The sequence below is a fragment of the Paenibacillus sp. S02 genome (assembly GCF_019454065.1).
Lineage (GTDB): Bacteria > Bacillota > Bacilli > Paenibacillales > Paenibacillaceae > Paenibacillus > Paenibacillus polymyxa_B.
This window is the reverse complement of the sequence record NZ_CP073682.1, coordinates 3,009,009-3,021,597: the sequence shown is the minus strand read 5'-3', so window position 1 is coordinate 3,021,597 and position 12,589 is coordinate 3,009,009. Positions and strand designations below refer to the sequence as shown.

The following is a 12,589-nucleotide window of genomic DNA, read 5'->3' as shown; positions in this document are numbered from 1 at the left end:
TTTTTGATGCTTAGAACGATCCAACCCTGATCTGTCAGTTCGGTTTTATGGCCGCATTGTTTCTCGGGGACCTCGTGCGTCCGGCGGAGCACCGGGTGGATATGGTCTTCACGCAGAACGATCTGAAGACCCTGCCGCCAGCTTTCAGTATGCCGAACGCCTATCTAGCTTACATCACAAGACTGCGCAACGTATTCTTGGATCAAGGGGATGCTTATACCGGTGACGCCGACGTTGCTATTACCGCCGGATTTGTAAACAATGGCGATCTTTCTCAGGCTAAACGCGCCGTATATTACGCCTGGTCGCCATCTTACTTCAGCGGCGATCCTTCGGACGGCATCACGTTGACGAAGGATATTTCCCTGTCTCTTATCAACCATCGCATCTCAGCGGCATTGCTGCCTGTAAAAGGCACTTCCGTAGAACACTCAGAAACCTACCTTTTGACGGTCCTCGGCCACACCGGCATGGACAAAACCATCTTCACCACGGAAGGCCTATTTACGACTGTCGACTTTCAGGGGAAGCTATACGCGGACACCCCGGAAGGGACCTTGTACGTGCGATGCAAGTCCGCAACGCTTACTGCTCTGGACACGGTGGGCACGCCAATCGCCAGCATCGAATGTGCTCCTACTCATGACGGCGTGACCTTCGTTCTGGACGGAACAATCCCTACTATCTATTTCCTGCTGGAAAGGAAATAAGGCTAGAGGTAAAAAGTTCAGTGCAGCAAAAAGCAATTTAACCGATTATTTCGTGAGCGTTGCGAGATGCAGTAGGCCGTTATAGTGTACGGATTAAAAAAAGGAGGAATCTAAGCCGGTGGTGAACCATCGGCTTTCTATTAGCGTGGCCAGCCAAGCTAGACACAACCAGCTTATTAGAAGTCCAGCCGGAGCAAGAGCCGAGTCGCCTAGAGGCTTCGGCATCTGGACATTCAAGAGCTGATTCAGCTGAACTTTGGGCGGATTATCTTTTACCGGCCTTCCTGGTAAGGGAACCACTGTGTGAGTACATATTCCAAAGTTAAGGGGAAAGTAAGCGCTAACATAAGATCTCAAAGGAAATCGAAACTTTTCCCCGTAGGTGAAGGCTTTGAAGCCTACTACAATAAAGGAGGACACAGAGAAACATACTGAAGGAGGCTGCTTATGAGTTCCAAAATAGAGGAGGTTGCGGTGCGGACCCCCAAAAAGGTTAAATGGTTGTCCCCACTACAGGAGCTAAGGAAAAACTGGGTGCTATATGCGATGTTCATCCCGATTGCTGTTTTTTTTATCATCTTTGCCTATATACCGATGACAGGCATCATTATGGCTTTTAAGGAATTCAACTATAGGGACGGCATCTTCATGAGTCCATGGAACGGAGTGGAGAATTTCGAATATTTTTTTCAATCCGGCAAGGCATGGCTTGTGACCAAGAATACGATTATGTACAATCTGATGTTTCTGGGATTTTATACGTTCTTCTCAATTTTAGCCGCGGTGCTGATCTCGGAGACATACAACAAATTTTTCAAAAAGGCTACCCAAACTTTTATGTTTCTGCCTTATTTTATTTCCTGGGTTACAGTGTCCGCATTTGTGTATAATTTTCTGAATTATGAATTCGGAATTGTAAACGTTTTCCTGAGGAATATCGGGTTTGAAGCTATAGACATCTATTCGTCTGGCGGCTATTGGTATCTTCTGCTCCCGCTGCTATACGTGTGGAAGTGGGTTGGCTTTGGCAGTGTCCTATATCTAGCGGCAATTGTAGGGATTGATCAAGAGATTTATGAAGCAGCAACAATTGACGGTGCTAGCCGTTTTCAAAAAATCATGAAAATCACGCTTCCTTTGCTCAAGCCTACAGTGGTAGTGCTGATTCTGTTGGGGCTAGGAAGGATTATGCGAGGAGAGTTCGATATGTTCTACCAACTGATCGGCAACAACGGCGCGCTTATGAATTCCACAGATATTATTGATACATTGGTGTTCCGCTCGCTGATGGGCACGCAGGATTTTGGCATGGCTTCTTCGGTGGGGCTCTATCAATCGGTACTCACACTGATTATTATCCTGTTCGCTAACTACCTTGTCCGTCGCTATGACAAGGATAACGCACTGTTCTAACTTGACCATAAGAAAGGAGGAATCTTTATGACAAAAAACAAATTGAATTCGGCGCCCGTCTTTCAGGCCTTCACATACATTGTTGTCTCGCTTATCTCAGTTCTATGTTTGATGCCTTTTATCGTTCTAATCTCCGGCTCTATCTCGGAAGAAGGGCAGGTTTTAGCCAAGGGTTATTCCTTTCTGCCACGCGGCTTTTCGTTGGATGCCTATGCCTACATCTTCCGCAATCTCGGTGAGATTCTTTCTGCTTACCGCGTCTCGCTGATCGTGGCGGTGGTTGGAACGGTGCTTTCGCTGCTGTTCTCCACGATGGCGGCCTATGTAATGTACCGTAAGGAAGTAAAGTACCGGAATAAACTAGCATTTTTTCTGTTCTTCACCACATTGTTTAACGGTGGATTGGCCCCTTATTTCATCTGGATCACCAGTTATTTGCATCTGAAGAACACTCTTGCAGTACTAATTTTGCTCCCCATGTTCAATGTTATGTATGTGCTGATTCTGCGCAGCTTCATACAGGGCTCTGTGCCAGAGCCGCTAGTGGAATCGGCCAAAATTGACGGGGCGGGAGACTTTCGGATTTTTTGGCAGATGGTGTTGCCGCTCTGCAAGCCTGCACTCGCTTCTATTGGTTTGTTCACCATTCTGGCCTACTGGAATGACTGGTGGACCCCGATGATGTTTACTGACAAAGAGCAATACGTGCCATTGCAATATTTACTCTATAAAATGTTGTCTTCAATGAACATGTCTGCGGCTATGGCCCAACATATGTCGGCTCTTGACACGCCTAAAGAAACGTTCAAGCTTGCTATGACAGTGATTGCTACAGGACCAATTGTGATTCTGTTTCCGTTCCTTCAGCAGTACTTCGTAAAAGGTATTACAATTGGCGCCGTAAAAGGGTAAACCCTACTGTGCGGATGCAGAGGCAATACGTTTGTAAATCCTGCATAAATGGGGATTTATATATAATTGCGATTTTCAGAGGGGGAATAAGAGTGAGAAAAGCAAAGAAAAAAGTTATGTTGATCCTGACAACGTTGCTGTCACTGACGATGCTGCTATCTGCCTGCTCAAGTAGCAACGATGCCGCGACAGGGCCAGAAACGGATCAGAAAGAGGTTGTGCTGAAGGGTTACCTGCTCGGTGAAGCACCGAAGGGTATGCCGGATGTGCTCGTGAAGCTCAATGAAAAACTGAAAAAGGACATCAATGCCACCATTGAACTGAACTATATCGGCTGGGGGGATGTGCAGTCGAAGTATCCATTGTTGTTGGCCTCAGGCGAAGATGTGGATTTTATCTTTTCGGCAGATTGGAATTATTATGTCGAACAAGCGAATAAAGGAGCCTTTTATGAGCTTAAGCCGGAGGATATAGCCAAATATATGCCGAAAAAATCAGCTTCTATAGATTCTTCCGCCTGGGAGGAAGCCAAGATCAACGGTAAAATCTTTATGATTCCAAAAACCACCCCAGACAGCAATGTTTTTGTGTCTGTACTTCGTAAGGATATAATGGCGGAAGCAGGCCTTACTGAGGTGAAGACCCTCTCTGAAATCGGCCCTTATCTGGAAGCTGTTAAGAAGAACCATCCGGATATGATCGGCCTAAACTTGGACTCACAGGTCGATTTACCAACACCGTATCAACATCTGATGCGTGACAAGATCGGATATGTTAGCTCCGTTGGAGGTGGACCATTAGCTCAAGGAGTAGCATATGATTTTACAGATCCGACTGGGAAAATCTACAGCATGGTAGAGGAGCCTTACCTAAGCGCACAGAAATATGCTGCCGGCATCATGAAGAACTGGTATGACAAGGGTTATGTTAACAAAAATCCGTATGCAAATAAGATCCGCTCCAAGGATAATTTTGTGGAAGGCAAATCTGCGGTAGCGTTTGGCAACAGCATAGATATTGCATCCACCCTAGAAGCTGCTCAAGCAAAAGGAATTGAAACCTATATCATTCCGTCCTTGATGCCAAATGGTAAGGTCCCAATTGGAAATTATATAGGAGCTGGAATTTCCATTGCGGCCAATTCCAAAAATCCGGAACGTGTGATGCAGGCGTTCGACCTTATTATGGAGGATCCTTCTTATGTGTATTTGACTTATTTCGGGATCGAAGGCAAGAACTATGTCATCACACCAGACGATAAAATCGGGCTGCCGGAAGGGGTAACAGCCGATACAAATACCTATCCTCCGGATGCTGCGGGCTTCTGGTTCGTAAATAAGGCTTTGTTTAAGCCGATGAGTACCTGGCCACAGACTTATATTGACTTTTGGAAGAAGCAGAACGAATATAATACCTCAGACTTCGTATTTAAAGGCTTCTCCTTCAACTCGGAGAATGTCAAGACGCAGATTGCAAACTTGGCCAATGCTTCGACACAGTATGCCAATCCAATCTATATCGGCTCGGTCAAGGATGTAGACAAAGCATTTGACGAACTGGCCAAAAATCTGAACAGTGCTGGTCTGGATAAGGTCAAAGCAGAGGTGCAGACCCAGGCTGAAGAATTTATGGCAAAGAAGAAATAACATTTGATCACCGCCGAATAGGGAAATGAATGAGTTACCGATCATGGTACTTCTTTGAAGAGCGCAGCAGGAGCTGCGCTTCTTTTGGCAGATGTTAGTATACGACGAACTGAGAAAATGTTTGTAATAAATATCAAGTGGAGAGTGAAAGATGATGAATAATATTAGCTTGATGCCCCTGTTAAAGAAGGAAAATGGGATATTTAATTTGTATGTCGATGGAAATCCATTTATTGCACTGGCAGGGGAGATCCATAACTCCAGTGCTCTGACTTGAACTATATGAAGCATAAGGTTTGGCCTCAACTTAGAGAATTACACTTAAATACAGTAATCGTACCGGTCTATTGGGAACTGATCGAACCGATGCAGGGGGAGTTTGACTTTCATCTAGTTGATGGAATTATTGAACAAGCCCGGGAAGAAAACCTGCGACTGGTATTCTTATGGTTCGGGTTATGGAAGAACGGAAAATCCTCATATGTTCCAAGCTGAGTTAAAAGGGACTACGAGACCTACTTTCGGGCGGTATATCAGAATAAAGAATCTTCCGATACGATATCGCCATACCGTTATCATGGTACAAGTTGAGAATGAAATCGGATTCTTGGGCAGCGACCGTGATTACTCCGATCATGGGAACGAGCAATTCAACGACTCGATCCCCGATGAATTGGCTGCGATTTTTGGCAAGGTAGGTTCATGGAAGGAGGCGTTTGCGGATGATGCGGAAGAATACTTTATGGCTTTTCATTACGCTCGGGCCATCGAACGAATCGCTAGCAGTGGTTCTGATGAGTACGCTCTTCCTATGTTCGTGAATGCATGGCTTGAGCAATTCCCGTGGACGCCCGGGTCTTATCCTACCGGCGGGCCGATAGCAAAGGTCATGCAGATTTGGAAGGCGACGGCTCCGACCATCTGTCTTTATGCGCCGGATATTTAAGTTCCCAATTTTGCCGAGGTTTGTGAGGAGTATGCGGCCAGGAACGACAACCCGCTGTTTATTCCCGAAACTAGAAGAGACGTCGCTTCAGTGACAACGTATTTTATGCGATTGGAAAACATAATGCCTTGTGCTTTTCTCTTAGTGGCATTGAAAGCATCGTTGTCCTGCCTTCAAATGACAATGCACATATCGAACTGGGTTTAGCTCTGAATATCGACTTTTCTGCCTTTGTTTCAACTGGAACCGGCCCCTACCTCGCACGCAGCTACGAGCTTCTTGGCAATATGCAGGGGATCATTCAGAAGTATCGTGGTACAGGGAAAATGACGGGATTTATTCAAAATCGTGAGCCCGGTTGTATATTGTCTTTCACCAAGTATGATTTGAAAGTAAACTACCGGCGCATGCAGGAAGGGAAACCGGTGTCAGGCGGCCTCGTAATCGAAGCGTCGGATAACGAATTTATTTTAGTCGGCATTGGATGTTCATTTGAATTTCTGCTTAAGCGCGGCGATACTTCCAAAGTGGACAACATTAGCATCGAGGAAGGAACGTTCGTTATAGACAAATGGATCCGGGGCGTATTCTGAATGGGGACGAAGCCTCTTATGGATTAGCAGTCGGCAGCAATCCATCCTCCTTTTGTGTAAGTGTATCAATACCGTTGAACAATTTGAGTCTCTGCTAAGCTATTGATAACGATGTCGGAGTCATAATGAGAACCTAGGCAATGATGAATCCATAGAAGAAGACGGAGAGAAGGAATGAAGGGGATAGGAGCAGCGTTGTTAATATATAATGAATGAAAACGTTGTAGGGGAAGTGAGCACATCATGAGGCTGCTGATCGTAGAGGATGAAGAGAGAACCAGGGAAATGCTGTGCAAGCATATTGCCTGGGGGGAGTTGGGTATTAATGAGCTGGAAACGGCCCGCAATGGCATGATTGCTCTGGAGAGGTTCCAGAGCTTTCGTCCCGACATCGTGCTCTGTGATATCCGGATGCCGAAGATGGATGGTATAGAATTCGCGCAACAGCTTCGTAAGATTGATGTTTCATGTAAGCTACTGTTCCTGAGCGGATTCTCGGACAAGGAATATCTAATGTCAGCGATCCGGCTGAATGCTCTCGACTTTATTGAAAAGCCGATCAATCTAGATAAGGTGAGGGAGGCAGTTCGGGAGGCAGTGGAGTCCAGAAAAAAGGATAAGCAAAAACGAATGGATGAGCGCCAACTGCAGGAGGCCTATGATGAAGGTCTGCCTTATCTGAGACAGGAGATGGTCCGCAAACTTATTTCAGTTCCTGATTCGCTCCATGTGTCGAAGGCTTTGGAGAGTAGAGAAACCTTTCTTTTGCCTCTGGAAGGACCGTATACTGTACTTGCATCGTGCATGTACTGGCAGCCACCGCAATATCCCAAAGATCCGAGGCTGGTCCAAGAGGCAGTGTTGAGGGAGCTGAATATGAATAACAAGCTGGCTTCGCTGCAAGGCATCTGCGGTTTCGATTCACGGAATTTTTTAATCTTTATTCTGCCGGGGATTTTCGGCTGCAGCTACCGGGAACAACGTAAGGTATTGGAGGATCTCTACGCCGAAGCGGCCGGAATCATAGGCAGCAATATCCGTTTCTGTATGGGGGTCGGAGAGTCGGTAAAAGAACAGTTGCAAATTCCCAATGCATACAGAACTGCTCTCGATGTGTGCAGTCTGCATTATTACAGCGAGGGTGATCGGCTAATCTTTGCCAATGCACTTGGTGGCAACAGATCACTTGCTACCGATTGGAACATGGTGCGCAGTCTGCGCGGACTTCTGAAGCAGGGGGAACTGGAAACTGCCCGCAGTCTTATTGTGAATTGGACCAAGCAGGCCAGGGCAGCACGTGATCTGAATATTGTCCGGCTCAAGGATTCCTATTTCCAACTCTTGCTGGTCATTCTCGATACAGCTGTGCAAATGGGGTTTACGGATACGGATGAGGACATGGAGCGGCGGTATATCTGGAAGGAGATTGACCGTGTTCCCGACCTGGCAAGCATGGAAAAATACATCCTCTCCTTCCTGGACTTGTTCCTGGTACCGCCGGAAGGGGAAGGTAGCTCGGCTAAAATGAGAGAGATTCTGCATTATATTCACAAGTACTTTCATGAAAGGGGTTTCACAATTCGAGATATTGCTGATCATGTGGCGTTGAGCGAAACTTATCTCTGCTCCCTGTTCAAGAAGCAGAGAGGGGGCACCGTCAAGGAATATATTTCCTCGCTGCGAGTGGAAAAGGCCAAGGAACTACTTCTGGACAAGGAATTGAAGTTGTATGAGGTTGCAGAACGGACTGGCTTCACCGATGCCAATTACTTTACCACCTTTTTCAAAAAATGCGCAGGCTGCACGCCTTCGGAGTACCGGGAGAGGATGGCCAAATGAAACTGAAGTCCAGGAGAGCGTTCGCTGATTTTAGCATCCGCCATAAGCTGTTCGCTTCCTATATGCTGGTGATCATTATCCCGTTGGCCCTGCTGCTCTTCCTGCATCTGTTGTTAACCGCGAATGAAATGGAGAAGCAAGCGTTGACTTCGGCCCACAAAATGTTGGAGGAAACCAAATCCTACCTGCATTACCGTGCAGAGACAGTTAATGAAGTGTTGAACTTCATTGCCTTCAATGATACCGTTCAGACTCTGGTAGCCGAAGATCCGAGACGGTATGAGGATATCAATCTCTGGGGAACGGATGCCAGAAGGCTCGACCGGATACTGGCGCAATCCCGCTACAATTCGGATATTGAAACTGTTCAGCTCTATATGAAGCAGGGGCTTGCTTCAGCCACAGAAAGTCCCGACTATTTGAACATGGACAAATTGGAGAACAGCCTCTGGTTCAAGAACTTTATCGCTTCCCATTCCGTCTTCACCTGGCTGCCTTCCTCCGCTATTGAACAGGAAGAGGGCAGCGATGAAGTATCCGTCTTGCGAGTCATTCCAAATGCGCACAATATACAGGTGAGTGATGGCCTTGTGCGTGCCCGGATCTCGCAAAGCACAGTTCGTTCCGTGTTGGAACATGCTGTTGCCACTTCGTCTACCTCCGTAGTCTTATTCAATAACCGCGGTGATGTTCTAAGCACCTCTGGTGAATTTCTGTATACCTCCAAGGAATTTAAGGATATGCTGTCTTTGGTTCCGGCCGATGGGGAAATCGACACTATAGAGTTCAATGGGCAGCAAATCCTGCTTGGACTGGAGGCAATCCCTGAGACGGATATGAGTATAGCGATGATTGTGCCCTACTCGGACATACTGGAATCCAGCAACCGGATGCGCAACCGGCTGATCTTAATTTTTTTATTCATTATTCCCCTTACCTTTATTCTGTCCTTCGTTATTGCTGGTTCGGCAACCAAACGTCTCCGGCAGCTCATTCGGCATGTGCGCAAGGTCAAGGACGGCAATTTACGCATGTCACCGCTTCCGGCCAACCAAGATGAGATCGGAGAGCTAACAACTAATTTTAATATGATGGTGGAGAATGTATCGCGGTTGATGGAGGAGACCTACACGCTCGGGCGCGAAGTGAAGAACAAGGAGTTGAAGGCACTGCAGGCACAGATTAACCCGCATTTTCTTTACAATACCCTGGATCTAATCAATGTTATGGCTATTGAATCCGGTAATGAGGAGATATCCAAAGTGGTAGACCGGCTGGCTTTGTTCTATCGTTTGAGCCTGTCGAACGGCAGTGAGACCGTCACTTTGGAGAGTGAACTGCGGCATATTGAATCCTATGTGTCGATCCAAAACATGCGATTTAATAGTGCGATTACACTGAGCATGAAGGTTTCACCGCTGCTGCTGGGCTGTGAGGTGCCCAAAATCATGCTGCAGCCCTTAATCGAGAATGCGATTCTGCACGGCATTTTAGAGAAAGATTCGGAGACGGGCATAATCCAGATATCCGCTATGGAGGAGAAGGGCGATCTGGTCGTGGAGATCAGCGATGACGGCATCGGCATGGTGGAAGCAGTAGTGGAGGCTTTGTTAATCAGGCCTGTTAGCAAAACCACAGGCGGGTTTGGCATCAAGAACATTCAAGAGCGGATTCAACTGCACTATGGGTCGTTGTATGGATTGTCCTTTACCAGCCTACCTGGTAAGGGAACCACTGTATGGATCCGCCTTCCCAAGTCAATCAAAAAGTAAGCGCTTAAAAAAACGAAGAAAATCAAAACTTTCCCCCGTAGAGTGCTGGTCCTGCAAAGTTTTATAATAAGTAGAAAGAAGTATGTACATGGTTATTTCTTAAGGCTCCCTAACCCTGCGAGGAAAGTCGTGGAATGAATAACGAAACGCCGTTCAGGGAGTAGAGCTGGCTTTTTTCAGGCTCAGAGTAAACTTGAGTTAAAACATCTTCACAGTTGATGGAAACTTTAATTTTTTGGGGGGAAGAATGATGATTTACAAAGATGCCAGTAAATTTATTCATGAGAGAGTCGAAGATTTAATTGGAAGAATGACACTGCAGGAGAAAGTGGCCCAATTAACTTGTGCAAATTCATATGGTGGAGAAACCGTGTATGATACTAGACACGGTAAATTAAAAGATGGCATTGGTACCATCAGTTATTTAAACGACTCCCTAACGGGTGACAATAAGAAGGATAAGGAGACAATAAAGGGCATACAAAAGTTTCTTGTTGAAGAAACCAGATTAGGTATCCCTGCGCTGTTTCATAGTGAAGGGATAGCAGGGGCGCAGATCCCAGGCGCAACTACTTTTCCGCAGTCTCTTAATCTTGCTTCTTCCTGGGAGCCGGCGTTGGCACAAAAAATGGGTGAGGTCGTCAAAAAACAACTAAGGGCATATGGATTCAAGGCTGTGCATTCCCCCCTGTTCGACTTGGGACGGGATCCGAGATTCGGAAGAATCGGCGAAACCTATGGAGAAGACCCCTATTTAGTTGCGCAAATGGGCGTGGCGTTCGTCAAAGGCGTCCAAGGTGATCATGAGATCATGGCTGCCGCTAAGCACTTTGTCGGTTATGGTAATGCTGAAGGGGGAAAAGGCGGCGGAGAACAGCAAGTCGACGAGCGAAGATTGTTGGATAGTTATTGCTTCCCCTTTGAAGCGGCTATTCATGAGGCGGATGTGAAAGCGATCATGAATAGTTATGGGATTTTAAATGACCAGGCTGTGTCTACGTCAAAGTGGCTGCTTACCGATATTCTGAGAGACAAGTTGGGATTTAATGGCTTGGTTGTGGCTGATTATGGCAGTATCACGCATGCAACATTACGGTATAGAGTGGCAGAAGATCATAAAGAGGCAGGCATTCTGGCACTTAAAGCCGGACTAGATGTGGAACAACCCGGCAATCAATGTTACCAGCATTTAATAAAAGCGGTTGAATCAGGTGAACTGGAAGAGGCCAATATAGACAATTCCGTAAGACGAGTTCTTGAGACCAAATTCAGGTTAGGGCTATTTGAGAATCCTTATGATGATGGCGATTTTTTTTATGAAATTAAAAAAGCGGAGAATGTGGAGTTATCACGGGAGATTGCGGAGAAATCGATGGTATTGGTAAAAAATGAGGACAATATTCTGCCGCTCAAAAAGAGCCTGAAAGTAGCGCTGATCGGCCCCGTCTCAGACACCAAAACCAACTTCTTTGGTGGTTATTCATCGGTAGGGTCGGCCAGTACAAGAAGTAGTGATTTCGACAAATCCGAAGAAGACAGCTTCCTGAGATTACTTTATACAGGGGCCATAACCGACAATAAAGAGTCTTTAAAGTCCATGGGAATTGAATTTGATGACCAGCCCACCCCTGAACAAAGAGAAATCATTATGAATATGATCAGACAGAATTTAGCTTCTGCAGATTCCTCGAAAAGAGTCTATAAAACGAATGAAGAATTTGTTCAAATGTTCTACCCGGATTGTAAATCGGTAAAAGATGTGTTGGAGAAAGAGCTTGGGAAAGAACATGTGCTGCACGCCAAAGGCTGCAATATCTTCAAACCTATCGACAGAGGGATTGAAGCGGTAAAAGCTGTGGTGCAACAGGCGGATATCGTCATTGCCGTATTAGGTGGTAAAGAAAGCATGATTGATCCTGAAGCGACTTGCGGTGAAAACAAAGATAATCACAACATTGGTCTTGAAAATTCTCAACTGGAAATGATGGCAGAAGTATTTAAGTTGAATAAACCGGTGATTTCAATTATTGTTGATGGCCGTCCATTAGCTACTCCATTGGTAAGCGAATACAGTAAAGCAGTCCTTTATTCGTGGCTGCCTGCACAGTCTGGAGCCGAAGCCATTATGAATATCCTTACCGGACAGAAGAACCCTAGTGGAAAGCTGCCGGTGACTATTGTCAATGAAGCAGGTCAGATTCCCATGTATAACAGCAGACTACCGCTCTATGTTGAAATAAATGAATGGGCTGAATATATCGACCCTACCCAAAATAGACCGTTATATCCATTTGGTCATGGATTAAGTTATACGCAATTTGAATACGGCGACCTGGAACACGACCGCTCGGTTCAAGTTGACGGAGAATTGAATATCTTATTTAAGCTGAGCAATGTGGGACAGATTGCCGGGGATGAAGTTGTACAGGTTTATATCCGGGATCGGGTGAGCAGTGTTGCAAGACCTGTGAAGCAACTGGTTGGATTTGCACGGATTAGCTTGGACATTAACGAAACAAAGAAGGTTTCTTTCAAGGTAAACATGAAGCAACTGGCATTTCATGACTTGAATATGAATCAAGTTGTGGAGCCAGGTAAGATGGACGTGTTTATAGGTGCTTCATCCCAAGATATTCGATTAAAAGGTACCTTTGAGATTATAGGTGAAAAAACTATTGTTGAACGAAAGGCATTTTCATCAAATGTAACGATTACAGAACTGAAACACTAAAGTATCATTTCGAAGAGAAAGCGGTAA

Annotated in this window: 11 protein-coding genes; all 11 read left to right on the top strand. The window is 45.8% G+C overall.

The window, feature by feature from the left end; translation table 11 throughout:
- Positions 1-47: 47 nt before the first annotated feature.
- The 11 genes from KAI36_RS13165 (at position 48) to KAI36_RS13120 (ending at position 12,562) form a co-directional block, all read left to right on the top strand.
- Positions 48-710 (top strand): hypothetical protein, encoded by a 663-nt coding sequence (locus KAI36_RS13165; RefSeq protein WP_220028005.1) that lies wholly within the window; start codon positions 48-50, stop codon positions 708-710.
- A 447-nt stretch (positions 711-1,157) separates the two neighbouring features.
- The gene (locus tag KAI36_RS13160; protein ID WP_220028004.1) at positions 1,158-2,123 is read left to right on the top strand and encodes an ABC transporter permease; all 966 of its coding nucleotides are present in this window, start codon (positions 1,158-1,160) and stop codon (positions 2,121-2,123) included.
- A gap of 27 nt (positions 2,124-2,150) precedes the next feature.
- The gene (locus tag KAI36_RS13155) at positions 2,151-3,035 is read left to right on the top strand and encodes a carbohydrate ABC transporter permease (protein WP_220028003.1); all 885 of its coding nucleotides are present in this window, start codon (positions 2,151-2,153) and stop codon (positions 3,033-3,035) included.
- Positions 3,036-3,127: 92 nt separating this feature from the next.
- Positions 3,128-4,681, top strand: coding sequence for an ABC transporter substrate-binding protein (locus KAI36_RS13150; protein WP_220028002.1), 1,554 nt, complete (start codon positions 3,128-3,130; stop codon positions 4,679-4,681).
- A 151-nt stretch (positions 4,682-4,832) separates the two neighbouring features.
- A complete protein-coding gene (locus tag KAI36_RS27275) occupies positions 4,833-4,958 on the top strand; it encodes a hypothetical protein (protein WP_258382309.1) in 126 nt (41 codons plus the stop codon).
- Between the two features lie 5 nt (positions 4,959-4,963).
- Entirely contained in the window at positions 4,964-5,176 is a 213-nt protein-coding gene (locus KAI36_RS13145; RefSeq protein WP_220028001.1) for a beta-galactosidase, read from the top strand.
- A gap of 82 nt (positions 5,177-5,258) precedes the next feature.
- Complete coding sequence (locus KAI36_RS13140) at positions 5,259-5,627, top strand: hypothetical protein (RefSeq protein WP_220028000.1); 369 nt, start codon at positions 5,259-5,261, stop codon at positions 5,625-5,627.
- Positions 5,628-5,755: 128 nt separating this feature from the next.
- Positions 5,756-6,220, top strand: a complete 465-nt coding sequence (locus KAI36_RS13135; protein WP_220027999.1) for a DUF5597 domain-containing protein — start codon at positions 5,756-5,758, stop codon at positions 6,218-6,220.
- A gap of 243 nt (positions 6,221-6,463) precedes the next feature.
- A complete protein-coding gene (locus KAI36_RS13130) occupies positions 6,464-8,059 on the top strand; it encodes a response regulator (protein ID WP_220027998.1) in 1,596 nt (531 codons plus the stop codon).
- Complete coding sequence (locus tag KAI36_RS13125) at positions 8,056-9,831, top strand: sensor histidine kinase (protein WP_220027997.1); 1,776 nt, start codon at positions 8,056-8,058, stop codon at positions 9,829-9,831. The genes KAI36_RS13130 and KAI36_RS13125 overlap by 4 nt, the downstream gene beginning before the upstream one ends.
- Before the next feature lie 247 nt (positions 9,832-10,078).
- The gene (locus KAI36_RS13120) at positions 10,079-12,562 is read left to right on the top strand and encodes a glycoside hydrolase family 3 N-terminal domain-containing protein (protein ID WP_220027996.1); all 2,484 of its coding nucleotides are present in this window, start codon (positions 10,079-10,081) and stop codon (positions 12,560-12,562) included.
- The last annotated feature ends 27 nt before the right edge of the window (positions 12,563-12,589 follow it).

What these genes read in the sequence shown, in the direction of transcription:
- KAI36_RS13165 (WP_220028005.1), top strand. Translation starts at nt 48, where the DNA reads ATGGCCGCATTGTTTCTCGGGGACCTCGTGCGTCCGGCGGAGCACCGG.
- KAI36_RS13160 (WP_220028004.1), top strand. Translation starts at nt 1,158, where the DNA reads ATGAGTTCCAAAATAGAGGAGGTTGCGGTGCGGACCCCCAAAAAGGTT.
- KAI36_RS13155 (WP_220028003.1), top strand. Translation starts at nt 2,151, where the DNA reads ATGACAAAAAACAAATTGAATTCGGCGCCCGTCTTTCAGGCCTTCACA.
- KAI36_RS27275 (WP_258382309.1), top strand. Translation starts at nt 4,833, where the DNA reads ATGATGAATAATATTAGCTTGATGCCCCTGTTAAAGAAGGAAAATGGG.
- KAI36_RS13145 (WP_220028001.1), top strand. Translation starts at nt 4,964, where the DNA reads ATGAAGCATAAGGTTTGGCCTCAACTTAGAGAATTACACTTAAATACA.
- KAI36_RS13140 (WP_220028000.1), top strand. Translation starts at nt 5,259, where the DNA reads ATGGTACAAGTTGAGAATGAAATCGGATTCTTGGGCAGCGACCGTGAT.
- KAI36_RS13130 (WP_220027998.1), top strand. Translation starts at nt 6,464, where the DNA reads ATGAGGCTGCTGATCGTAGAGGATGAAGAGAGAACCAGGGAAATGCTG.
- KAI36_RS13125 (WP_220027997.1), top strand. Translation starts at nt 8,056, where the DNA reads ATGAAACTGAAGTCCAGGAGAGCGTTCGCTGATTTTAGCATCCGCCAT.
- KAI36_RS13120 (WP_220027996.1), top strand. Translation starts at nt 10,079, where the DNA reads ATGATGATTTACAAAGATGCCAGTAAATTTATTCATGAGAGAGTCGAA.